Origin of the sequence: Draconibacterium halophilum, from assembly GCF_010448835.1 — a bacterium.
GTDB lineage: Bacteria > Bacteroidota > Bacteroidia > Bacteroidales > Prolixibacteraceae > Draconibacterium > Draconibacterium halophilum.
In genome coordinates this window covers 389,191-413,091 of sequence record NZ_CP048409.1, presented here as the reverse complement: position 1 = coordinate 413,091, position 23,901 = coordinate 389,191, and the positions used below count along the sequence as shown (strand labels likewise).

The 23,901-nt window shown below is 42.2% G+C and carries 24 protein-coding genes and 1 riboswitch; of the genes, 16 read left to right on the top strand and 8 right to left on the bottom strand.

The genetic code is table 11. The features are described from left to right. Window positions 1–3: 3 nt before the first annotated feature. The 3 genes from G0Q07_RS01530 to G0Q07_RS01520 form a co-directional block, all read right to left on the bottom strand. Window positions 4–1,584 carry a plastocyanin/azurin family copper-binding protein gene (locus tag G0Q07_RS01530; RefSeq protein ID WP_163344420.1) on the bottom strand — a complete coding sequence of 527 codons (1,581 nt, stop codon included), beginning with the start codon at window positions 1,582–1,584 and terminating at the stop codon, window positions 4–6. 77 nt (window positions 1,585–1,661) lie between these two features. Then, window positions 1,662–1,865 carry a YgaP family membrane protein gene (locus G0Q07_RS01525; RefSeq protein ID WP_163344419.1) on the bottom strand — a complete coding sequence of 68 codons (204 nt, stop codon included), beginning with the start codon at window positions 1,863–1,865 and terminating at the stop codon, window positions 1,662–1,664. A 298-nt stretch (window positions 1,866–2,163) separates the two neighbouring features. Further along, entirely contained in the window at window positions 2,164–2,934 is a 771-nt protein-coding gene (locus tag G0Q07_RS01520) for a hypothetical protein (protein ID WP_163344418.1), read from the bottom strand. A gap of 256 nt (window positions 2,935–3,190) precedes the next feature. Between G0Q07_RS01520 and G0Q07_RS01515 the strand changes: the two genes are divergently transcribed. Both G0Q07_RS01515 and G0Q07_RS01510 read left to right on the top strand, forming a co-directional pair. After that, window positions 3,191–4,147 (top strand): alpha/beta hydrolase, encoded by a 957-nt coding sequence (locus G0Q07_RS01515; RefSeq protein ID WP_203532649.1) that lies wholly within the window; start codon window positions 3,191–3,193, stop codon window positions 4,145–4,147. Between the two features lie 254 nt (window positions 4,148–4,401). After that, window positions 4,402–5,691, top strand: a complete 1,290-nt coding sequence (locus tag G0Q07_RS01510; RefSeq protein ID WP_163344417.1) for an outer membrane protein assembly factor BamB family protein — start codon at window positions 4,402–4,404, stop codon at window positions 5,689–5,691. A 367-nt stretch (window positions 5,692–6,058) separates the two neighbouring features. Here the strand turns inward: G0Q07_RS01510 and G0Q07_RS20160 are convergent, their stop codons facing one another. Next, window positions 6,059–6,289, bottom strand: a complete 231-nt coding sequence (locus G0Q07_RS20160) for a transposase (RefSeq protein WP_203532648.1) — start codon at window positions 6,287–6,289, stop codon at window positions 6,059–6,061. A 314-nt stretch (window positions 6,290–6,603) separates the two neighbouring features. Here G0Q07_RS20160 and G0Q07_RS01500 point away from each other — a divergent pair, with 314 nt between their 5' ends. From G0Q07_RS01500 to G0Q07_RS01485, 4 genes are all read left to right on the top strand, one after another. Beyond that, window positions 6,604–7,134, top strand: coding sequence for a CIA30 family protein (locus G0Q07_RS01500; RefSeq protein ID WP_203532647.1), 531 nt, complete (start codon window positions 6,604–6,606; stop codon window positions 7,132–7,134). 341 nt (window positions 7,135–7,475) lie between these two features. Continuing rightward, window positions 7,476–8,744: a DEAD/DEAH box helicase gene (locus G0Q07_RS01495; protein WP_163344416.1), complete on the top strand. Its 1,269-nt coding sequence runs from the start codon at window positions 7,476–7,478 to the stop codon at window positions 8,742–8,744. A gap of 194 nt (window positions 8,745–8,938) precedes the next feature. Continuing rightward, on the top strand, window positions 8,939–9,913 hold the full coding sequence (locus tag G0Q07_RS01490; RefSeq protein ID WP_163344415.1) for a tocopherol cyclase family protein: 975 nt from the start codon (window positions 8,939–8,941) through the stop codon (window positions 9,911–9,913). A 55-nt stretch (window positions 9,914–9,968) separates the two neighbouring features. Further along, window positions 9,969–11,336, top strand: coding sequence for a DUF92 domain-containing protein (locus G0Q07_RS01485; RefSeq protein WP_163344414.1), 1,368 nt, complete (start codon window positions 9,969–9,971; stop codon window positions 11,334–11,336). Between the two features lie 82 nt (window positions 11,337–11,418). Here G0Q07_RS01485 and G0Q07_RS01480 read toward each other — a convergent pair whose 3' ends face one another. Continuing rightward, the gene (locus G0Q07_RS01480; protein ID WP_163344413.1) at window positions 11,419–12,351 is read right to left on the bottom strand and encodes a prenyltransferase; all 933 of its coding nucleotides are present in this window, start codon (window positions 12,349–12,351) and stop codon (window positions 11,419–11,421) included. 610 nt (window positions 12,352–12,961) lie between these two features. On the opposite strand from G0Q07_RS01480, the gene G0Q07_RS01475 reads away from it, so the two are divergent. From G0Q07_RS01475 to G0Q07_RS20965, 3 genes are all read left to right on the top strand, one after another. After that, window positions 12,962–14,092 (top strand): DEAD/DEAH box helicase, encoded by a 1,131-nt coding sequence (locus G0Q07_RS01475; RefSeq protein ID WP_203532646.1) that lies wholly within the window; start codon window positions 12,962–12,964, stop codon window positions 14,090–14,092. A 554-nt stretch (window positions 14,093–14,646) separates the two neighbouring features. Then, complete coding sequence (locus G0Q07_RS01470; RefSeq protein ID WP_203532645.1) at window positions 14,647–15,135, top strand: NAD(P)-dependent oxidoreductase; 489 nt, start codon at window positions 14,647–14,649, stop codon at window positions 15,133–15,135. Window positions 15,136–15,146: 11 nt separating this feature from the next. After that, window positions 15,147–15,362 (top strand): SDR family oxidoreductase, encoded by a 216-nt coding sequence (locus G0Q07_RS20965; RefSeq protein ID WP_262887982.1) that lies wholly within the window; start codon window positions 15,147–15,149, stop codon window positions 15,360–15,362. 212 nt (window positions 15,363–15,574) lie between these two features. Here G0Q07_RS20965 and G0Q07_RS01465 read toward each other — a convergent pair whose 3' ends face one another. Continuing rightward, a complete protein-coding gene (locus G0Q07_RS01465; RefSeq protein ID WP_163344412.1) occupies window positions 15,575–16,804 on the bottom strand; it encodes a purple acid phosphatase family protein in 1,230 nt (409 codons plus the stop codon). A gap of 87 nt (window positions 16,805–16,891) precedes the next feature. Here G0Q07_RS01465 and G0Q07_RS01460 point away from each other — a divergent pair, with 87 nt between their 5' ends. Beyond that, window positions 16,892–17,773, top strand: coding sequence for a hypothetical protein (locus G0Q07_RS01460; RefSeq protein WP_163344411.1), 882 nt, complete (start codon window positions 16,892–16,894; stop codon window positions 17,771–17,773). A 272-nt stretch (window positions 17,774–18,045) separates the two neighbouring features. Here the strand turns inward: G0Q07_RS01460 and G0Q07_RS01455 are convergent, their stop codons facing one another. Then, on the bottom strand, window positions 18,046–18,768 hold the full coding sequence (locus tag G0Q07_RS01455) for an EcsC family protein (protein ID WP_163344410.1): 723 nt from the start codon (window positions 18,766–18,768) through the stop codon (window positions 18,046–18,048). Window positions 18,769–19,077: 309 nt separating this feature from the next. Further along, window positions 19,078–20,190 carry a metallophosphoesterase gene (locus G0Q07_RS01450; protein ID WP_163344409.1) on the bottom strand — a complete coding sequence of 371 codons (1,113 nt, stop codon included), beginning with the start codon at window positions 20,188–20,190 and terminating at the stop codon, window positions 19,078–19,080. Between the two features lie 300 nt (window positions 20,191–20,490). Between G0Q07_RS01450 and G0Q07_RS01445 the strand changes: the two genes are divergently transcribed. The 6 genes from G0Q07_RS01445 to G0Q07_RS01420 all read left to right on the top strand — a co-directional run bounded on the left by G0Q07_RS01445 (window position 20,491) and on the right by G0Q07_RS01420 (window position 23,862). Beyond that, entirely contained in the window at window positions 20,491–21,204 is a 714-nt protein-coding gene (locus G0Q07_RS01445; RefSeq protein WP_163344408.1) for a hypothetical protein, read from the top strand. Window positions 21,205–21,212: 8 nt separating this feature from the next. Next, window positions 21,213–21,830, top strand: coding sequence for a sensor histidine kinase (locus tag G0Q07_RS01440; RefSeq protein ID WP_163344407.1), 618 nt, complete (start codon window positions 21,213–21,215; stop codon window positions 21,828–21,830). 76 nt (window positions 21,831–21,906) lie between these two features. Then, window positions 21,907–22,033: riboswitch (SAM-I-IV-variant riboswitch) on the top strand. A gap of 58 nt (window positions 22,034–22,091) precedes the next feature. Beyond that, a complete protein-coding gene (locus G0Q07_RS01435; protein WP_163344406.1) occupies window positions 22,092–22,472 on the top strand; it encodes a hypothetical protein in 381 nt (126 codons plus the stop codon). Window positions 22,473–22,694: 222 nt separating this feature from the next. Further along, a complete protein-coding gene (locus G0Q07_RS20960; RefSeq protein WP_163344405.1) occupies window positions 22,695–22,910 on the top strand; it encodes an N-formylglutamate amidohydrolase in 216 nt (71 codons plus the stop codon). 4 nt (window positions 22,911–22,914) lie between these two features. Next, the gene (locus G0Q07_RS01425) at window positions 22,915–23,445 is read left to right on the top strand and encodes an N-formylglutamate amidohydrolase (protein ID WP_163344404.1); all 531 of its coding nucleotides are present in this window, start codon (window positions 22,915–22,917) and stop codon (window positions 23,443–23,445) included. A gap of 162 nt (window positions 23,446–23,607) precedes the next feature. Next, window positions 23,608–23,862, top strand: a complete 255-nt coding sequence (locus G0Q07_RS01420) for a hypothetical protein (protein WP_163344403.1) — start codon at window positions 23,608–23,610, stop codon at window positions 23,860–23,862. Window positions 23,863–23,901: the final 39 nt, after the last annotated feature.

The following is a 23,901-nucleotide window of genomic DNA, read 5'->3' as shown; positions in this document are numbered from 1 at the left end:
CGTCTATCGTTTAAGTAATTTTTGAGTTTGTAACAAATCACCATCCTGTAGTTGGATTAAGTACAGTCCTTGCGGAATATTCGAAAGATCAAGCTCAATCTTATTGCCCGAATTTGTTGAACGAACGGCATGTGCTTTTCCGGCAAGGTCTAATATACGAATCGAAGCGTTTTTGTTAAAACCATCATATTCCAGCGTAACCTTGTTGGTTGCCGGGTTCGGATACATCGTAAATGGCATAAGCTCAGTTGTGGAAACACTGGTAATATTGAAAATATCGGTGAAATTGATGTTGTGGCTAAAATTCAGCACAGTGTCGCCGACTACATTGTTAAGTTCCATTCGCCACGCGTGATCAGTTGGTGGAGCATCGTAGCTACCACTACCGTTATGATCGGAATAAAAATCAATAGCATACGACTTGCCTGTTTCAATACCATAAGCGACCACCTCAAATTCCGTTGCAACCGTAAGTTCCGTTGTGTAAACTTCGGTTCCGTCACTCTGATCAATCACCCAAAGATAAAAGCTCTGACCAACATGCGGATTCATACCCGAGAACTGAACCGTAAGCTTATTTTGCCACATAATATCGGTAAAATCCGTATTGTGCGCAAACATTAGCGTGGTGTCGCCCATTACGTTATCTAGTTCCATTTGCCAGGCGTGATCTGTTGGCGGAGCATCGTACATTCCGTTTCCGTTATGGTCGGCAAAGAAATTTACGTAGTACGAATGGTCAATCTCTATCCCCAAAACTTGTACTTCAAATTCGGGACTTGCTTCTACCATGGTTCGTGCAATCTCCATTCCTGAGCTTTTATCAACGACAGCCAGACTAAGCATTTGTCCGTCGTGCGGATTCATGCCGGAGAACTGAACCGTTAGTTTGTTTTGCCACATAATGTCGATAAAATTGATATTGTGAGCAAAGTTCAGATTGACGTCATCGGAGACATTGTCCACTTCCATTTGCCAGGCGTGGTCGGTTGGCGGAGCATCGTACATTCCGTTTCCGTTGTGGTCGGCAAAGAAATTTACATAGTATGAATGGTCAGTCTCTAAACCTGAAACCTGTACCTGAAATTCAGCATTTACGCTCACCATGGTTCGTGCAACTTCCATCCCCGAACTTTTGTCAACTACCGATAAGTAAAGCATTTGCCCTACATGAGGATTCATGCCGGTAAACTGAATAGTTAGCATATTTTTATTGTCGTCGTTATCGGACACTACCTCAACTTTACCTATCATTCCCGATCCTACATGCGGATCGCACTGGTAATTGTACGTTCCTGCGGTATTAAAAGTAAACGAATAGGTCCACCCGCTTCCTACTTCGTTTCCAAACGATTCAGGATTGTCAGGATAAGTAGATGTGTTACCATTTACGTTGTGCGTGCCTTCAATATTTTTCCATTCAACTATATCGCCAACAGCTATCGTCAGCTCACTGGGAGTAAAAACATTGTTTGTTACTTGCACCTCATGTGTTGTTTGTGCATTTGTTCCTGCGGCATAAATCAGCAAGAGAGCTAATAATAAACCGCGAAGTTTTCCGTGTAGAGTAAAATTTGTTTTCATAGGCTTCTATTTTAATTTATAATAGACAAGAAGATGAATATATCTTTTATGTGAATAAAAAATAGTCAAATACGCTGTTATTTATCCTTATTGGTTTTTAATCCTAGTGGAAAATAAGCCGGACAGGTACTAAAGATACTGGTCAGTAAAAAAATGAAAGCTACCAAAAGCGCAACAATCCCTAGTGTTCCGGTTACAGTGCCCGTAACATATAGAAAAATAAGTACGGCAGCCACAATTGTTCTTAAAACCCTGTCAACTATTCCCATATTTTTCTTCATCTGTTTTATTTTTAAATGCTAACTATTTGTTATTTGGCTTGGTGCATTATTAACAACATAATTCCAAGCCTTTTTACCTGCCTTGTTTATAGAACAAGTGGAAAGTCAAAATAGTTGATTACCAACCTGTTTTATTCGAAAGCCAGTATTAAAATGTGTGTGATTGATGTTAATTATAGTACGGTTGGTGGGGTGGTTGGTTTCATTGATATTGTTTTAAATCAACCATCCCTCCAACTTTGTGACTCTTCGAAAAGAAGCGAGTAATTTCCTTTTCCAGAAAGGACTGACGGCTGGTCTATTGCTCGTAATTCAACGACCACTTAGGCAAAAACCAACCTGTTGTGGTTTCCATTTTTCGTAGGTGGGGTTGCATGTTTTTCCATAACTCGCCCAATTTCTCCGAATGTTTTTCCTGAAGGGACGCTTCTAATTTACGCATCGACAGCGGATTTTCTGCCCGGTCCATGACGATCCAGCAGGGCGAGTCGTAACCCATATATACGCTATATAAATCCCAACTCCAGTCTTCTTCAATGCTCTTGCTGAATTCAATGTATTTTTTTACAGCCTCTGCCAGCTCTTTTTCATGGCCGGATTTTAAATAGAAAAAGGTCCATTCGCAATAGGGTTTGTCAACAGATTGTCCCATCTCTTCATTTGGGTGATACGAGAGGTCTATCTCCCAGTGGATAACTGTTTCACGGGTGGTTGAAAGATCCCGAAATTTTTTGTTAGCATCATAACCCTTTTCTTTCATTTGGGCACTTAGTTCGTTCACTTTTCCGAACATCTTGTCCATACCGCCAAAGTTTTCAATCGGTACTACCCAGTAAAAAGAACTCATATCGGTACGGTAAGTGTAAATAGGTACATCAAATTCCAGTTCTTTCCAGAGGTCAACCGCCTCTTGTTGTACTTTGTTAAACTCCTGAAGATTGACTGGCTCAACAAATTCTTCCATTACAAAAAAAGTTTGTGGCATAGCAGGAGCTTCCTGTGCTTGCGTTTGAAGCGAAACAATTCCCATAAAAAGGAATAGACAAATAATAATTCCTGTTGTTTTCATTTGGTTAATTTTTTGATTTACTCTTTTCTTTACGAAATCGGCTGCAATTGGTTATTAAATGGCGTTAGCGGTATACTTTCTCCTGTAAAATTTCTGCCGTAAATGCATTTATCCTTTACCCTTAATCCGCAACCCCTTGTATTTAGGCGTTTATCGTTTTAATAACTGTTGTTATCGAAATCTTTTCGTAAAACGAATAAGTTGTGTAATGTTTGTACAAAATTTTGAGAGACTGCTACGACCTAAAATATAGACCATGATGAAACACTTTATCTATTTTGTTCTGTTTGCTCTTATTGCCGGATGTTCTAATCCCGGCGGGGAATTGATATTTATCGAACCCAAAGAAACAGATGCCTTCCAATTCCCCTATTTTTTATTTATCCCGGATGATGTGCCCACCAATGGGAAAACGTTTGTACTTATCGAACCCAACAACTCCGGGTTTGCCGACGACGATTTGCAAAAACATATTGAAAAAGCTGAACGAACCGCTACAATCGATTACTATTTGGGTAATTATGTGGCCAGAAAACTTAATTGCCCGCTCTTGGTTCCGGTGTTTCCACGCTCGAAAACAAACTGGAAGATGTATACACATGCCCTCGACCGCGATGTGATGTTGCAAGGCGAACAACCTTTAAAACGAATCGATTTACAGCTTATCGAAATGTTTAAGCACGCACAAACCGTACTCAACGATAAAGATATTCCGTCGCACAATCAGTTTCTGCTAACCGGTTTTTCTGCCTCAGGAACTTTTGCCAACCGTTTTACTTTGCTTCACCCCGACCGTGTTCGTGCTGTTGCAGCCGGAGGACTCAATGGCTTATTAATGCTTCCTGAAGATTCGTTGAGTCGGGAAATACTAAATTATCCGATTGGAATAAAAGATATGGAAGAGTTAACCGGCATGGCTTTTCAAAAAGACAGATTTTTAAAAACACCTCAGTTTTATTTTATGGGACAGCTCGATGAGAACGATGCCGTTCCCTACGACGACGCTTTTTCGCAAGCAGAAAGAGAGCAGATTTTTAAGCTTCTGGGAGAACAAATGCAGCCCGATCGGTGGAACAATTGCAAACAACTGTATGAAGATTTAAAAGTAAATGCTGACATCCGGCAATACGAAGGCGTTGGGCATAAACACCCGGAAGAAGTTAAGGACGATATTGTGGCGTTTTTTAGTGAGGTAGTGCTTACAACTAATTAGCGCGAAAATTTTCCCTCAGAAGAGGGGCAGCGGACAGGAGAGAGCTGTGCGGGGATGTACAAGTTACTTGTCTGCTGCTTTCTTCAACCATAAACCCAGACATTGCGATGGAGTGAAACGACCGAAGCAATCTTTATCATCTTCTCTCTTTACAACCCTTGAGCAGTGAATACTTAACAACCCATTAACCTCATACCCATTTTCACCAATCACTTTTTTGCTATTTTTGAAAAAAACCATATTAAGATCTCAACATGAAAAATCGACTTATTCTAGCCGTATTTACATTCATTTTAGTGAGCTGTTCGCAGCAAAAAAGTACCAATTGGCCGCAATACCTTGGTCCCGACAGAAATGCCTCAATAAGTGATGCCGGAATACTGCGTGAGTGGCCTGAAACCGGCCCCGAAAAAGCCTGGGAGTTCCCGCTGGGACGTGGCTTTGGCGGAGCAGCAGTGTACAACGGAGAGGTGTTTGTCCTCGACCGTATTCAGGGAGAAAGCGATGTGTTACGCTGCATCGATCTGGAAACAGGAGCCGAAAAATGGAACTACAGCTACAAGGCTGAAGGAGAATTGCCGTATCCTGGATCGAGAGCCGTGCCGGTGGTTGACGAAAACTACGTTTGGTGTGTGGGGCCGCACGGTCATTTTCATTGTATCGATAAAAAAACGCAACAAGCTGTTTGGTCGCATAACCTGCTAACCGATTATGGCGGCGAACTGGATACCTGGGGATTTTCGGTGTCGCCAATCGTTACCGGCGATTTGGTAATTGTAGCTCCTCAGGGCGAAAAAGCCGGAGTGGTAGCTTACAACAAACTCAGTGGCGAAGTCGTGTGGGAAAGCCGCCGTTTAACAGGTTATCGTTTTCATGTGTCGCCGGTTTTGGGCAATTACGGCGGTATTGAGCAGGTGATAATGACCAGCTCGTGTGTAAAAGGCGATGGATTTACTACCGACGAAGTTGTAGCTTTTGAAGTAAAAACCGGAAAAGAGCTATGGCGGTACGAGGGCTTTGATTCTTTTGCCTGTATTGCGCCTCCCGTGGCGGTTGATGATACGCATTTGCTGTTAACCTCATGCGCTTATAAAGACAAGTACGAGCCGGTTACCATTCTTCTGGAAGTGAATACCGATGGTGAAACATTCGATTTTAACGAGCTTTTCAGAAACGAAGAAGCGGGGTGTAAAATGCATCCTCCGGTAGTGCTCAACCAGCATATTTACCTAAACAACAACCGCCGGGTAAACGAAATGGTGTGTTTAAACTGGCAGGGCGAACGCTGCTGGCCCGAAAAATCAGCACCGGGTTTCGAACTGGGTTCCATTATTATGATCGACGGAATGATTATTAACCAAAATGGTAAAAACGGCGATTTACACCTGATTAATTCCAACCCCGACAGTTATAACGAAGTGGGCAAAGCATCGTTTTTTACGATGAAAAACGCACAGGCCTGGTCACCAATGGCCTATGCCAATGGCAAGCTTCTGGCCCGCGACAACGAAAAGCTGGTTTGTGTACAGTTGAAGGAAATATAGGTTCATAACCGCAAAATAAAATCCAGAGGATTTATACGTTTATAGAAAATAAGGATGGAATGAAGGTACGACTCCAGCCGGAGTCGTATTTCTTCACCGGGGTATTTTCTTTATACGTTTGATGTCGCCGACATCAATCATCCAGCCATTCGAATAAATATTCATTTTTAAATTCAATGTCGAAGGCTTTCAAAAAGGCTCGATATTCTTCTTGAAAAGATCTCTTTCGATGGTGTTCTTTCTGATTTTCTATGTATCGAATGAAATCGTTCAATTGAGATTGGCCGAATGAGAATGCTCCAAATCCTTGTTGTCAGCGAAATTGAAATTTCGAAAATTGTTTCTCTTTAATATATTAATCGGATGATTATTTTATTTCCCTAACCAAGTCAGAAAGATAACAGGAAGGTTTCAGTCCAATTAAAAAATGAATATGATTGGAGGTGCCGTTGATAGCTAACATTTTTTGCCCCTTGTTATGCACAATTCCCGTTATATATTTGTTTAATTCTTCTTCCCAATGAGGTTGAATAAGAGCTTTTCTATTTTGTACTGCAAATACCACCTGGATATAGATTTGAGAATAGGTATCGGCCATAATTGTATGTTTTAGTTGCTAATTAAATATACGCAATTCTCAACAAAAATCCGGAGGATTTGAATGTGTTTAAAAATCACGATTTGAGAATAGATGGTGCGACTCCGTCCGGAGTCGAATAGGATCTTAAACACGACATTTCTATACACATTTGATGCCGCTGGCATCGCTCTTTGGGCCGCATGTTTTTAATATAGCTATCCCGTTCCTAACCTTTCATCTTCCCATTTTCTTCACTACCTTAGTAAGGAAAACAAATGGCTGATTGGCACATACACCAGGCCGATGCTCCATAAAAACGAAATTCCGGCAAAATGTTACTTTTAGTATTAATCGCTTTTTTACAAATGAACACCATGGTATTATATGATTTTACAAAAACCGCCACACTCGATGGCTGGTATACCGTTAACGACGATGTAATGGGGGGTCGTTCTACCTGTTCTTTTGAGCTCAACCAACAAGGCAACGCCCTTTTTACCGGGCAGGTTTCGTTGGAAAACAACGGAGGATTTTCATCGGTACATTACCGGTTTCCTTCCGTTGAAATCACGGGCTATCAATTTCTGGCATTACGTGTTAAAGGAGATGGGAAACGTTACCAGGTACGCATTAAAGACCGGGCGGGCGACAACTATTCTTACATTGCCTATTTTACCACCACGGGAGAATGGCAGGATATCAAAGTTCCGTTAAAAGAGATGTACCCTTCATTTCGGGGTCGTAAGCTCGATCTGCCCAATTTTGCTGAAGGAGAAATAGAAGAATTTGCCCTACTGATTGGCAACAAAAAGGAAGAGGCCTTTAGCATCGAAATCGATACAATTCAGTTTTTGGAGGAATAAATCACAAGTTTTTAATGCCAATTTGCTTGTTAATCTGCTCATAAGTAAAAGGGCGTTTTTATTGGGCAGTTAAGCAGGTGAAAATGGTTGAAGCGATTAGCCCAACTGAAGATCCAAAAAATTTGTGGTGGCGCGTCAGCACAAGAATTCCCCTCAGGTCCACCTTCGGCAAAAAGTGTTAAGGCTTTTCTAAACAGTATTTCTTTAACAAAATGCGTAATTAATTGTAGTATCTTTGTCGCGATTTATAAATAAAAGAGAGGGGGAGCGCTTTGGTAGCAATGTGCTCTTTATTCACCACTATTATCTTGTGAGCCCTTGTTAACCATAGAAAATTAATAATGAAATTTGAAGATTTAAAGATACATCCCGCAATACTAAAAGCATTAAAAGACGAAAACTATACGGAACCGACTTCCATTCAGGCACAGGCTATTCCTCTGGTATTAGAAAAAAAAGATGTGTTGGGCAGTGCACAAACCGGCACCGGGAAAACCGCAGCTTTTGCCATTCCAATAATTCAACATTTAATAAATAATAATCAGCACGAAAAGGGTAGACGACAGATTAAATCGCTGATAGTTACTCCTACCCGCGAGTTAGCCATACAAATAGGCGAAAGTTTTAATGCTTATGGCAAATACAGCAACTTGCAAAACACTGTTATTTTTGGCGGTGTACCACAAAATCCGCAAGTTCGACAACTGCAAAAAGGCATAGATATACTGATTGCCACACCCGGGCGATTACTCGATTTAATCAATCAGAATCATATTTCGCTGCGTGATGTGAAGTATTTTGTGCTAGACGAGGCAGACCGAATGCTCGACATGGGTTTTATACACGACATAAAAAAACTGCTACGGATATTACCCAAAGAACGGCAGTCGCTGTTTTTTTCGGCCACTATGCCAACCAAAATTGTGAAGCTTTCGCAAGAAATATTAATCAACCCCAAAAAAGTGGCGGTTAATCCGGTTTCCTCTACTGCCGAAACCATACAGCAACAAATATATTTCACCAATAAAAGCAGTAAAAAGAACTTACTGTTACACATACTTAAGAATAAAGATATAGAACAGGTACTTCTGTTTTCGAGAACCAAGCACGGTGCCGATCGTATTGTACGCAACCTGCGGCACAATAAAATTGAAAGTGCAGCTATTCATGGTGAAAAAAGTCAGAATCAACGACAAAAGGCCTTAGAACAATTTAAAAAGGGACAAATACGTGTATTGGTAGCAACCGATATTGCAGCAAGGGGAATTGATATTGACAAACTCCGCTATGTCATCAACTACGACATACCCAACGAGTCCGAAACTTATGTACACCGTATTGGCCGATGTGGCCGGGCGGGTGAAGAAGGTGTAGCAATATCTATTTGTGAACCGGAAGAAAACGCTTATGTGAAAGACATTGAAAAATTGATAAAACTAAAAATTAACGTTTCCGACAATAATCCTTTTCCGCAGACCGACAAGCCGATGAGCCAAAAGGAGAAGAAAGAGGTGGATGCAGAAAAACGTCGTGAACGCCAGAAATTTTTTGAAAACCGTAACAAAAAGCGGGGAAATCAAAACCCGGGTTTTAGAAGAAAGAAAAGGTAATAAAGCATCATCGATAAAAACAATTCAGACATAATCCCAAATCGTTCAATAGCTCGTTTAATTGCAAAAGGCGGGATTGTTATTTGGTGCGCTTACCCCAGAGCAAATTCATCGAAGCGTGACCTCCCCGGAATTCAATTTTCAACAGAAAACAGGACGACAGGATTTTCTTACTACCTTTAAACACCATGCGCATGATCAAACAAATACAGGCATTGTTTCACCCCGAGCGCTACCAGGGTTGGGGGCGTAGCAAACGCTATTTTGAAGGATGGTACTATAAGGTTGTTTCGGCAGGCGAGCAAGAGGCTTTTGCCTTTATCCCCGGAATTGCCATGGATGAGCAGGGCAAACAGCACGCTTTTATTCAGGTGCTCGATGGTAAGGCGCAAACGGCGGAATACATTACATATCCGGCCGAAGCGTTTTCAGTTGTCGCCGGAGCGTTTAATGTCAATGTTGGCGGGAGTAAATTTACAGGCAATAGCATAAATCTTGCACTCGACGATTATTACGGAACACTACAATTTGAAAATACAGTTTCCTGGCCCAACAGGTGGTATTCGCCGGGCATTATGGGACCCTACTCTTTTGTGCCTTTTATGGAATGCAACCATGGCATTGTAAGTATGGATCACCGCTTGGAAGGCACCTTAACCCTTAGAGGCAGGCCAGTTGATTTTAGCGACGGACGTGGTTATATCGAAAAAGACTGGGGCCATTCTTTTCCATCGGCATATTTCTGGATGCAGTCGAACCACTTTGCACAACCCGGTATTTCGTTTAAAGCGTCGGTGGCAAAAATACCGTGGCTGCGGAGTTCTTTTGTGGGCTTTATTGCCGGTTTGTATTTTAATGGTAAGCTGTTCGAATTTACCACTTATAATGGCACAAAACTGTTGCGCTCACTGGCCAACCAAGAGCAGGTAGAATTGCTGATGGAAAACAAAAAATACCGCCTTGAAGTGCTTGCACACCGCGATCATGCTACCGAGCTGGCCTCACCGCTTTCCGGTATTATGGATGGTCGTATCAGCGAAAGTATGACCTCGGAACTGGAACTTACCCTGACCGACAAAAAAAGTGGTAAAATTCTTTTTCAAGACACCGGGCGAAATGCCGCACTGGAAGTGGCTGGAAAGATCGAGGAAATTACGCTGAGAGGATGAAATGATGCAAAAAAATAAAATAAAACCGGGTAGAACCGAACACTAAAAAAAAGCATTGGAAGCCAAAGAAAAAGAAATCAATACCACCACTTCCCTGGCGACAAGGAAAAAAGCATTTATGGTCAGAAAGCTGGTTCACCTGTTCACCGGGCTGCTTATTCTGCTGCTGACCTACACCATTGAGCGCCATGTTTTGTTTATCCTGATCATTGTCGGTTCCATCATTTCATTTGTTACCTTTCGTTTCAAAAGCTGGCGGCTTATTCATCAAACCGATAACAAAAGTTTGGGCACCCTGTTTTATCCACTGGGAATCCTTATCTCGTTTCAGCTTCTGGCCGATTTGCCAATGTATTACTTTCAAAGCGCCTTGATGGTGTTAACCGTTTCCGATCCGCTGGCTAACGTCTTTGGGCAAATCAACAAAAGAAATCGCATTTTTAGGATAGGCAAGGATAAAAAAAGTATTTATGGAGTCATGGCTTATTCTCTGTCCAACCTGGTTGTTTTGCTGGTGTTTTTGCCCCATGTGCTGTTAGCCGATGTCTTTTTTGTTGTTGCGCTGCTGTTGCTTGCCGCTTATTGTGAAGTTATTTCGTGGCGCGGCTCCGATAATCTGTCCATTCCAATCGGACTCGCACTGTTCTTTATTTTTCAACACACACAACAGCCCGATTTTCTTTTCGTGAGTGTGGTATTGACAGTAATTGGTGCAGGCGCTTACCTGCTGTATAAATGGAAACTGCTAACCCGCTACGGAAGTTTAGCAGCCGGGTTACTGGGTTTTTATTTATCGCTTGTAGCCGGGTGGAACTGGTTGCTGCCGGTATTGTTTTTCTTTGCGAGTTCAGTGATCTTCACCAAAGTAAATCCAACGGACAGAAAAAAGAAAAGTCAGTTGGGCGGGCGAAATGCCTGGCAGGTAGTGGCCAATATTTTATGGGCACTGCTGAGTTCCATGTTGTTCTTCATCACCAAAAACGAGCTGTTTATTTTCTTTTTTATTGCCAGCGTGGCAGCAGTAACCGCCGATACATGGGCCAGTGAGGCAGGCCCGCTTTTAAACAAGCGGAGTTTTTCGGTGGCCGACTGGAAAATGCATAAAGCCGGCACAACTGGCGGTATCTCTTTGGGCGGAACGGCAGCAGCACTGGCAGGAGCTTTTCTTATTTCAGCCCTTTCGTATAATTGGTTTTTCGATGCGTGGAACCAGACCGAGATTGCACTACTCACCTTATCAGCCTTTTTGGCTTGTTTTGCCGATACCTTTTTAGGGGCTTTTATCGAAGGGAAACTGCATCAGCTAACATTTTTCAGAAAGCAGCAGAAGCCGGAATCCATCACCCCAAACGATCTGGTAAACCTGGGCGGATCATTTACTGCATGGGTGTTTTTCCTGGTGCTGTATTTTCTGGTATTGTAGCGAGCATTGCGAAGCAATCTTAAAGTTTTACCGTATACGTATGAAAAAAATAGGCTTTCTTATACTTCCATTCCGCACTACATCAATTCAAAAAGTTATAGATGCCAAACCCAACAATCAGCAACACCGAAAAAACAAGGTGGATAAGTACCGTTAATTTAGCACCGGCTTTTAGCTTATCCGGGTTATCGTGGTGTTTCCAAATGATTCCCGCAGCTTTAGGAAACAGCAAAATGTAGGGAAGAAGCGCCAGAAGCAGTGGCCAGGTAGAACCCGGATAACCGGCAAACAGCGCGAGTATATTTACTGCAATGCCCACCTGTACCAACACATACAACACCGAGGTAAAACGTGAGCCCATTCGCGAAGCAACACCGTGTTTTCCTCCTGCCCTGTCAGCATCCAGGTCGATCATTTGCCCCACCAGTAAAATCGACGAAGTGCTGAGCCCGGTAATGGGTAACAACCAAAGCAAGTGCGGTTGAATACCCATATTCTGACTGACAGCGGCAATGAGAATAGCCATGGGGCCAAAGGCCAGCCAAACCGATACCTCGCCCCAACCCCGGTAGGCCAGTTTAACGGGTGGTGCTGTATAATATTTGCTAAAAAATGCCGACACAAGAAACAGCACCCACAGCAGCACACGCAAGTCTTTTTTTATTAGAAAAGTAAGGGCGATCGTCCCCAGTAAAGCAACAACCAGGCCCGTACGTGCCAAAAAGTACATCTTTCCCATCAGCTCCGGATTATCGAGTAACACGCCCGAGCCACCACTCGATTCGTTGCGGTGAACATTCACTTTGTCGGTGCCCTGAAGCGTATCGTAGATATCGTTATACACATTGGTGGCAACGTGCAGGCCAATCCCAATAAGCAGTACAACAATAAAATTCAGCACATCAAAACTTTCTTTTACACCTGCGCTCCATAGGGTGCCGATTACAATGGGGGCAATTATACTACTCAGAAATGGGGCACGAATCATTTTTAGGATACCGGGATTATCGTTCATGTTTTTTGTTTTAAATAAAAACCTTAACCACAAGGCAGTGGCTTTAATTCTTTATAATGTTTTGTAAAATACAAAGAATAATTGCAAATAATGAATGTATGTTTTTTAATCAGATGAATTCCCCGTGGTTTTGCCGCGGATTTCCGCCCATTCTCGCTTGGAGCTAAGCTTTAGACACATTTTTTGAGTCTGTTGATTTTCGTCCCGGAAAACGGATCAATCTTGAACTGCTTTCGTCGCCGGACGATATAGGCTTTGATGATAAACCCCGGGGCCACGTAATTCTCTACATTACTCCGCCCTGGGCTGAAGTAAAACGCACTTTCAGCGCTAATTTTGTTTGTAAAGAAAACTTCCAGGTATCTTTTTTGGGGGATTGTAGGGCTGAAAGTCTGAAATAATTCAGCCCTTTATTCCCAAACAAAAGCGGCTACTGGAATTTTTTGGTGGTGTTGCAACAAATCCTGTAAATTGAACTATTTACAGCAAACAATCGGTGAGTGACCGGGAACGACTCCGGTTGCTAATCTCAGCTCTTTCTGCCAACTCTCTTCTCTTTTGTCTATATTTGCCGCTGGAAATTTATCCGCATCTAATCGGGAAAACACGTATGTCATTTACCACTTTAGGATTATCGCCGGCTTTACTAAATGTATTGTCTGAACAAAAGTACACCAAAGCCTATCCCATTCAGAAATCAGCTATACCCGCTATTCTAAAGGGGGGCGATGTGCTGGGTATCGCTGCAACAGGCTCGGGGAAAACAGCCAGTTTTGTATTGCCACTGTTAATGAATTTGCAAAATAATCGGGTAACTAAAAACCGACATGTCAGCGTTTTGGTGCTTGTGCCCACACGCGAGTTGGCGGTGCAGGTTAACGAGGTGTTTTCGACTTTTGCACCTGCACTTCCAAAACCCGTTAAATCGTTGGCCGTTTACGGTGGTGTATCCATAAATCCGCAAATGATAGCTTTACAGGGAGTGAATGTGTTAGTAGCCACTCCCGGCAGGCTGTTGGAACTGGTAGAATCTAAGGCTGTTCATTTATCCGATATTAAAACGCTGGTGCTCGACGAAGCCGACAAAATGCTAAATCTTGGTTTTAAAGACGAGATGAACCAGCTATTTGCGCTGCTGCCCAAAAAACGGCAGAACCTTTTGTTTTCGGCTACCTTAAGCGATGATCTGAACCAAATTACCCAGTTTCTTTTAAACAATCCGTTGGTTATTAAAATAGCGCCCGAAACAAATATCCTGAGCCAAATCGATCAGGTTGCCTATTATGTGTTGGAAGAGCGAAAAGGACCGCTGTTGCGTTATCTGATAAAAACCAAAAAGTGGCAACAGGTACTGGTTTTTACATCGTCGGGATTTAAAGCCGAAGCTGTGGCCGATAAATTAATCAAACACGGAATCGATGCCGAGGCTATTCACGGCAAAAAAAGCCAATGGGTACGAACCGAAGCATTACGCCAGTTTAAATCGGGTGCTATTCAGGTGCTGGTGAGCACCGATTTATTGGCACGTGGCATCGATATCGAATTTTTACCCTGTGTAATTAATTACGAATTACCGCGCTCTCCAAAAGATTATATTCACCGTATTGGACGAACAGGGCGTGCCGAAGCGCCGGGAGAAGCAATTTCCCTGGTAGCCCCAATGATGAGCATCATTTTAAAATCATCCAAAAAAAGATGGGGCGCATGGTCGACCGCATTGAAACCGAAGACCTTGATTTAAAGGGGTATTAGCGCGGTATTTCAACGATTTCTGTTGTGCGGGGCAGCACCCATTTCGCTGCCCGGGCTGATTCGGCTGGTACTTCTTTTTATGCAAACTTCGGGCGTTCAATTCCCGCTTTCCAATTTTAATCTAATAATACCCCTTGGCTTTGCCACGGGGTTCCGCTTATTCTCCGCTGGGGAGAGAAGATTTCAGCCTTTATTGGGGTTACATGGAATTTCCGGTGGATTATAATCTTTGGACATCACTGTAATGATATATGCCTTACCCCTCAACTGTCGGGAGCTCCCCTCGGGAGCCGATTTTTGGCAACTATAGTGGCTGGTATCAAATCTTCTTGTAAACTTACTAAAAAAGCAGTTTTCCCTTCGTAAGAGAAAATGTCGATAGTTGAACTTGCGAAATCCCGTACTTTACGTCGGGAAAAAAAGGGTAGGGAGAGTTAAAAATTTTCGTTAGTAAAAATTCATTTCCGCTTTTGTGGCTGGCTACTACGAGCAATTTCTTAACTTGTAAGAACTGCTAATGAATAAAATTTTAAAGGGTATTGTATGAAAATACTGGTAGTTGGTGCAAGCGGGGCAACGGGGCGGCTGTTGGTAAAAGACTTATTAAATCGCGGAGAAAAAGTAACAGCAATTGTACGATCGACTGAAAAGTTGACCGAATTACTGAATAATAAAAACCTGACGGTAGTAACAGCCAGTGTGCTCGAACTTAGCGACGAAGAGCTGACCAAACATGTTCAGGGCTGCGATGCCGTTGCTTCCTGTCTCGGGCATAACCTGAGCTTTAAAGGAATGTTTGGTCAACCGCGCAGATTGGTAACAGATGCTACCCGTCGTTTGTGTAAGGCAATTGCTGCCAACCAACCCGAAAAGCCGGTAAAGTATGTGCTCATGAATACTACAGGTAACCGCAACCGCGATTTGCACGAACCCATTTCTTTGGCGCATAAAATTGTTCTTGCGCTGTTGCGCCTGCTGCTCCCCCACATGTCGATAACGAACAGGCGGCAGATTACCTGCGCACGAATGTAAAAAACAAACCAATGGTGGTATGGACTGCAGTGCGGCCCGACGATTTAATCGATGAAAATGAAGTCACCCCCTACGAAATTCATCCCTCACCCACGCGAAGTGCGCTGTTTAATGCCGGAAAAGTCAGTCGGATAAATGTAGCCCATTTTATGGCCGAGCTGATTACTGATAACGACACATGGAACAAGTGGAAGGGGCAAATGCCGGTAATTTATAGTGTGGAATAGTTTTTCTAATGCATATTTCGGATTAACCCGGATTATTCATGTCATTAGCTTTTGCAAACGCGCTTAGCGGTTTTGAACCGCTTAGCGCATAAAAAAAACATAGAAATAGGGGTGTGTATAAAGGGTGCGACTTCCTGCCTACCGGACAGGCAGGCGGCCGGAGTTTAATGTTTGTCTTCCTATGGAATTTTCTATAAATATCCGATACTTATCTAACGACGAATCGTAACAACAGATCCGTTCTCCGGATTCCAGACATCTAAATTTTCAGGAATTGCAAAGGGATTGTCGTTGGAAACCGAAGAAACCTCCTCGGCATTATCCACTTTTATCGTTCTTACTTCAATCTGTTTTTTATCCATAAATATCCATTTAAACTGGTTAAACATTCCATGGTCCCGTGTCCAGCTTTTAGGATCGTCAGACGGACGGAGCGGCGCTCCCCAGCAACCTTCACCCACATAAACAGTTCCTTTGCGGTCGTCACGAACAAATCCCTCGTCGCTGTCGCCTTTTGTTGACGGTTTTACCGGCCACGTGGTTTTAACGGTGTGTGCATCGCATTCAACCACAAGCTTTACTTTCTCGTCGTAAAACAATTTAGCCCATTCCATGTATTGTCCGTTGCCTTCTCGTTTTCTCGACACATGCGGACGCATGGGTTTATGGTATTGTGCTATTTTCCATCGTGATTTTTTGTGTACTTCTAAATCGTTTATTAACCAGTTTGTTTGCTCTCCGGCAATTGAAATTTCTGTATTTAATACATAAACACGCACTAAATCGTCGCCACAGGTAACACCATAATAAATTTTTTCCGATGGCACATCAAAAAGATGATATATCATTTCGTTATTTCCTTCATGGTTGCCACGTGCAGCAATTATCGGGTACATTCTTCCGTCTTCACTAATTGTGTATTGCCAGTCTTCAAACCATGCCTGCCATTGTTCAGGTGTTCCGCTCACTGTCATGTCGCCACCAAAAAGTACGGCGTGTGGTTTTAATTTACTAACCAGCAAATTTGCATTTCTGCGGGGTATGGGATTATTGCGTGAATCACCACCGGCAATAAACGACATTCTGGAATTCGATTCCATTGGAGCCGTTTTAAACCAGAATCGTTGGCATACACCCTCACTGTCTTTTATAACGAAATAATAGGCCGTGTTGGGTGAAAGTCCGTTTAACCTTACAAAGCAGTTTTCCATTTCTGCATATTGCACCAACCTGTCGGGTTTTGCATTCCGCTTGTATTTTTTCCATTCTGTTCCATTGTCCTCACTTCCGTAATAAACCACCGGGTTTTCACCCGACACCTGTTCCCAGCCAATAACTACCGATGTGGCAGGATTGTCTCTTAATGTTAGTCGGTATTTTCCGGTCTTCGAAAAAGAACTGAAGGGAATGGCAAGCAGGAAAATAAAAACAAAGTACCTCATAAAGTCGTATTTTTTTGAAAGTGAATGAAACATAAATCAAGCGAATCGTGTTGTGTTAAATAATGAAACCAACAGTTTCTTCATTTCATGGCTAATAAACATTCGGGCTTACAATTGGTTCACCTTACCTTACGTGTGGCAACCTTCGCATTGTTTGCAGGACGGGCGTGGCAGCACCTGTTTTGGGATGCGCCTTTTAGAGCTTTATTGTGGGATAAAGATATAATGGAAAGCCTGGTGTTGTTTTTTCGTGGCGGCACCTGGCAGGAGTATGTTACCAGTGCCGCAACCGACCAATTTATTCAATACACCGTAGTTGGGTTTGGTATTTTTTATGCTTTAATGGCTGTACTCACGCTGGTTGTTGGCAGCCGACAACTGGCAAAGTTTACACCACTTTATATTCTCTCTTCGCTTGCGCTGGTATTTTTGGCGTTTTTGTATTCCAAAGAGAAATTTTTTCATGTCGGACAATTTTTCGAATACACCATCCAGTTTTTGCTCCCCTTGTTTTTCTGTTACGGATTATCAAATCGGATTAAAAAGAAAAAGCTGCTTCTGCTCATGAAAATTGCCATTGCATTTACATTTACCGCACATGGCTTGTATGCCATTGGTTACTATCCGCAACCCGGAGTATTTATAGATCTATTCCTTAATATTTTCAGTATCGACGAAGGAACAGCAAAAAGCATTTTACAGATTGCAGGAATACTCGACTTTATAATCTCAATTACCATATTTATTCCGCACTTATCTGCTTACTCACTTATTTATGCTGCGCTGTGGGGTGGATTAACTGCCTTGGCCAGAACCCTGGCCAATTTCTACATTGATTTCCCGCTGGAAAGCCTGCACCAAAATCTCTTCGAAACTGTTTACCGATTGCCTCACATGCTGGTTCCGCTGGCTGCGTTGTTTCTTACTTTTTACTTAAACAGAAGTCAGTTGAGACCCATTAGAATGTAAAAGCCGGGAAGTTTGGAAAGGTTAAAGCTTGCATAGTATTATGCCACATAAACCATGAAATGCCGCATATAAGCTTATTCTTTTCCGTTTTCTATTCGTTCAAAAATTGTAATGTAGCTAAGGCTATGCTAAAATTTTTGGCCTTTACAGCTCATAGTTGACTTGACACCGGTAACATTTTCTTTCACTGAAAAACTGCTTCTGATCACTTTCTCTCTCCGCTCATTTTTTCCCTCTTCGTGCTTCAAATTTCCGTCTTCCTCTCTCTGCTCTTACTGATTTGCCAATGCTCTCATGCGGTAAGCATTCATAGCCGTTTTTCCCAATTTGTCAATCAGGCGGGAGTTAACCAGGTATCCAACAGGTGCACCTACGAAGGGTATCAACTGGGCCATCTTTGCCAGATCAATGTAGTCGCGATATTCCTGCTGAAAATTTCGCCAGTCAAACTGATGGATATCTTCAGGAAGGTCTTTACTCTTCTTTTCCCAGTCAATCATTTCGAGGTATATTTTCCGCCTGTGCACATGACTTGAGAATGCCAGTTCAAAAATATGCAGGATGTACACCCTTTCCTTATAATCTTTTACGTTAAAACCATACATCGACGAGATATCAAACAGCAATTTCAGTTTAAGGCCAATTAAAACCGGAAAGTCGGCAAATCCCAGTAATATACCGCCTGCACCGGTTATTCCCCCTTCAACAGCAGCAGTGGTTTGGTAAAATTTGATCCGTTTCTGAATGGCAGCCTCACGTGCCTGCAACGACACGCCCGACAGCGGTTTGGCGGTGGTATAGTTGGCACCGAACAAAACCCCGCGTATCATTTGTTTGATGGTGACTGTAATTGCCCGATGTATTTTTTCAGGTATCCATGTATTGATTTTTACCTGTACTTTTTTCGACAGCCAGTTGATAACAGATGGCCTTTGAAGCATTTGTTTTTGCCAAACCGATAATTCCGTACGAATTTGTTTCTGATAATCATCCATTGCAAAGTGGAACCTGTTTTTGTGCAAAGTTAATGATCTATACCTTTGTTTTATTAAGCGACCAGAAACATAATCTGAAGCTGGCGGACTACACAAGCAATGCCTTTTTCCTTTTATGCCAGCGGCATCACATGTTTATAGAAACATTAATGAACACAGAACATTCGACTCCGGAAGGAGTCGTACCAATTCTTTCCCGACATTCTTTTCTATAAACATTCAAATCCGATGGATTTAGAGGAAATAATTCGATGCATTCCCGATGCCAGCGGCATCGCATGTGTATAGAAAATGCTTTTGAACAGCCTTTTATTCAAACGTAAAATCCACCAGCATTATTTCCGATTTCCCGGCGGTTTTAACCGGTGGCCCCCACAAACGCAAGCCGCTGGTCACAAAAAAATGGGTATCCCCTGTTTTCCGGTATCCCCAGCTTAGTTCGTACATCTGGCGAATAATATAATTAAGGGGAAAAAGTTGCCCGTTATGCGTATGTCCCGAAAATTGCGCGTCAACCATTGTTTGGCTAACTTCCTGCAATTGTGTGGGGCGATGATCCAAAAGAATCAGGGGCAAATCAGCCGGATTATTTCCCAAAACTTCGTGCACCGTTTTACGGTTTCTAAAATGCTCATCGTAGCGTCCTGCCAGGTAAAACGAATCGTTTATTCTGACAATTGAATCGTTAAGCAAGATTATTCCTGCCTGTTCGAAAAAACGCCCATCGTTCTGGTCGGCATAAAATTCATGATTTCCAAGCACTCCGAATGCCCCGTATTTAGTTTGAATACTTTTTAATGCCGATTCAATTTCCACGGAAGTTGCACTTTCGCCCCGCCCTTCAACAATGTCGCCGCCATAAAGAATTAGATCGGGTTGTAAGGCATTTACCTTGCGAACAAATTGCCGGACAAAACGCAGCCTGGTTTTTTGCTGAATATGAAAATCAGCAACAAAAGCCACCCGCAGGTTCTCCATAGTCGTGTTCTTTTTCGGAACAACAATGTTGTATTTTGAAACCCGTATGGTATTTAAATTGATAACGCCACCAATTACGGTTGCCGCCGATATAAGCAGTAGGGACGAAAATGCCGCCCGCCGAAATGAAAAACTTTTTCGATGTTCGACCGAAACGATTTTAAAAATCAGGTTTGTCAGTAAAAATAAATCGAAAACAAGTACCGACAAAAACAGGTACAGGAAAAAGGGCAATAGATAGCCCGAAACGGTTGTAAAGAATTGCGAAATAAAATCGGTATTATGCCTTAAAAAATTCTGGGATACCGGGAAAATCAATGCCAGCAGCAAATAAATCGCAATGTATAAGCGGTGGTATTTTTTGGAGACAAACAGGGTTTTTATGCGGAAGAAAACATAAATGTTTGGAAGAATATAGGCAAGGGTAATATAAAAATGAAACATGGTATGTGTTCTGTAAATTTATTGCGGCTCAAGATATAAATTTCCTGCTTTTGTACTTTAAACTCAGGTGTAAAAAAGAAGTTAACCCGCATTATTTATCATAAGCCACGTTAATTGCCATAACGCACTGGATTAACGAACATTACACCTAATATCCATCAAATTGAATAATCCCGGATAATTCTTCGTTACACGTCTGTCAGCACGTTGTCATTTAAACTTGTAAATTGCACTGACATTGCTAATTTTGGCATACAGTCACCAATCTAAATCAAACAATTCGAATTTTAAACCATGCAGTTGAGTACCATTCAAATTCTCACCATTATAAATTCAGGAATAAGTTTAATAATGGGGTTATATATGTTGTTGTTACGCAAATCTACAACCGGCCACGGAATAGGGTTTTGGGCTTCCGGTAGCCTTGTAATCGGTTTTGGCCTGTTGTTTCGCTTATTTCCATCGCACAACGAATATTTGTCGATGGTTGCACCGGGGCTTATGGTTTCTGTGGGATTGTATTTGTACCTCGCCGGGATATGGAAATTTAAACAACGCAAAATTCACTATCCCATAATTATTGGTTTTCCGCTAGCCGATTTTTTACAGTCGCTGGTATTCTTTTTTGTGTTTCATTCTTTTCAGTTGCAGTTGGCAATCCACGTTTTATTTCTTTCTGTTTACTGTGTTATCGCTATCGTCGAGATGTTTAATCTTTCGCCCGAACAAAATTTTCTGAAACAAATTTTCCGTATCAATGCCTTTTCTTTTTTTATCTTCTTTTTGTTGCTGATGATTAACCTGGTAGCGGTAATGCAAAATATATCGATTAATACATCCGAGCTAAGCACCTCCGGAATTGTATTACATATTATATCGGGATTTGTAATGATTGCCCTCACCTTTGGCTTTTTAACGGCTGCCAATATGCAGCTTTCCAACGACCTGAGGAGCCAGTTAAAGTCGAGAGACCGGTTTTTCTCCATTATTGCACACGATTTAAGGGGCCGGTAGGAAACATTATGACCGTTTTAGACTTGCTGGAAAACGAACCCGAACTGACCGAAACTGATCGAAAAAGTTTTATGAGTACGATTAACACGCTTAGTCAGTCTACCTATCACCTCTTGTTAAACCTGCTTGATTGGGCATCGAAATCAAAAAACCGCAGCAACTTTGAAACAGAGGTTTTAAACCTTAACCAGCTAATTTCAGAAAACCTGAGTTTCTTTAAAAGCTCGGCCACCGTAAAATCTATTGAGATGGAATTTAACCAGGGGCAGGGTATTTTTCTGGACGGCAATAAAAACATGCTGCAAACCATTTTGCGCAACCTGGTTTCCAATGCCATTAAATTTACACCCGAAAAGGGCCGCATCTCCATTCGTACAACAAAAACCAACGATAAAATACAATTACAAATTACCGATACCGGCCGGGGGATGGACGAGAAAACACTAAAATCGCTTCATCGCTTTAAACAGGGAGAATCTAAACAGGGAACCCATGGCGAAGCGGGCTCCGGCCTGGGGCTTGTGTTGTGCAACGAGTTTGTTGGTTTTCATAAGGGAACGCTCCGTTTCGAAAGCGAACCGGGAAAAGGCACAACAGCAATTTTGGAATTCCGGCAGGCCATATAAAAATCATTCTCCGCTTTCTTCACTATCATTTGCCTTGTATAATGGTTTGTTTCTTTCAATTTTATTGAACATATTTGTAATGCATCATGAATCCCGATTTTATCGGGATACCAACCGAGCAAGTAAAGCCACGGTGGTTTAGTGTTAGAGCAGAAATGCCATAACACTGGTATGCGGACAGTCTGTCAAAAACAATTACAATTCAGACATAAGCCGATTACACGTGATGCACAAATATTAACCATTTAAAATTTGTGCTTTATGAAAATTCATTCAAAGAACTGGCCCAATTTTGTTGAGCGCTTTCTACAATTAAAAGTGACGAGATTTAAATTTTATCATGGTGAAAATTGCGGACACACAACCTTTAGCATTTTTGCTGATAAGGTGGATGAAGTAACTCTGGAAGAATTTTTTCAGTTGGAGGACGCCAGGTTACCGTATTTTATTAAAACACCAGCCGGTATTTTCCCAAAGAACGTCGAACTGGGAGAAGGACAAAATTTTGTCATTTTGGTAAAGTTTCCGAGCGGTAATATTATCGGTTTGGAATTGTGTGAAAAATACGGGGACACCCAGAAAAGAATTTGCTGGATTCCTAAAGGACTGGTCGAAACACTCAATCAGGGTTACTATAATTAACTCTCTTTTTCCTCTTGTTTTTAACGAGGGGCATTTGAGAGATTGCTTCGCTACGCTCGCAATGACTTACATTCTTTGTGTGTCGGGCAGCGGACCACGAGAATCATGTTCCCTGGAAAAAACTACACGGTTCGCTGCCGTAAACTTTATCCCAACGTCATCGCGATCCCGATGAGTAAAACGAATCGGGAGAAGCGATCTTTAACAATTCAATACATTAAAATGAAACAACTTATTCTCCACATTCCCCACGCCTCAACGCAAATCCCTGATTACACCGGCTTTTTATTAAGCAGTGAAGCTTTACAGGAAGAAATACTAAAACTCACCGACTGGTACACCGACGAGCTGTTTGCCAACAAACGGGATGAGGCGATAATCGCACCCTTCTCGCGGGTGTTTTGCGATGTGGAACGTTTTTACCGACGACTCGCTTGAACCCATGGCGAAATACGGAATGGGTGTGCTGTATGAAAAAACGGATGCGGGAAATCCAATGCGGCGGGTGAGTGCCGCTTTACACAAACAGGTAGTGGAAACGTATTACAACGCACACCACCAACGATTAACGGAGGCTGTTGAAAAACAACTTGCCCAATATAACGGTGCTTTGCTTATCGACTGTCATTCATTCCCCGATAAGCCGCTGCAACGTGATTTGCACCAAAGCACCCCGCGCCCCGATTTTAACCTGGGAACCGATCCTTTTCATACATCGCCCGAACTGGCAAGCCTTGCCGAGCAGTTTTTTGTTGAACGGGGATTTACGGTTGAAATTAACCGCCCCTATGCCGGAACACTGGTGCCCATGCGCTGGTACAACAAAAACAACAGGGTACAATCGCTGATGCTGGAAGTTGTCCGCCGTCTTTACCTGAAACCCGGCACCCACGAAAAAAGCAGCGACTTTAAACCGGTGCAAATATTGGTACAGGAATTTTTAAAAACAATGCGACAAATCCAGCGGATTTAAATGTGTATAGAAAGCATAGTTGGGAAAAAAGGTGCGACTCCTGTTGGAGTCGAATGTTTTCCACCAATCTTTTTTCTAGATACATTTGATGCCGCCGGCATCAGGTAGATGTTACTTATAGTCCGTTGACGAGAATAAAGCTATTTTGTTGTTTTGCACGCAATGAAACATAGAATAATCATTGAATATTTGTATCGAGACGCGGCGAATTATAAGCTTTATGAAGAAGCAGAAATAGATAATCCAAAGAATTTATCACTTCAAGAATTTGAAAAGTGGTTTAGATGTCAGCTTATTGATGATTTATATTTCGTGCCTCATGATTTTGGATTAATAAAACCTCAGTTTCCTGATTATAATCCAAAACTTGATCATGATTGGTGTGAATTGATTTTGTTAAAAGAAGAAAATGAGTGAATATAATCCTTCAATTTTTTCTGCTCTTGAAACATTCCT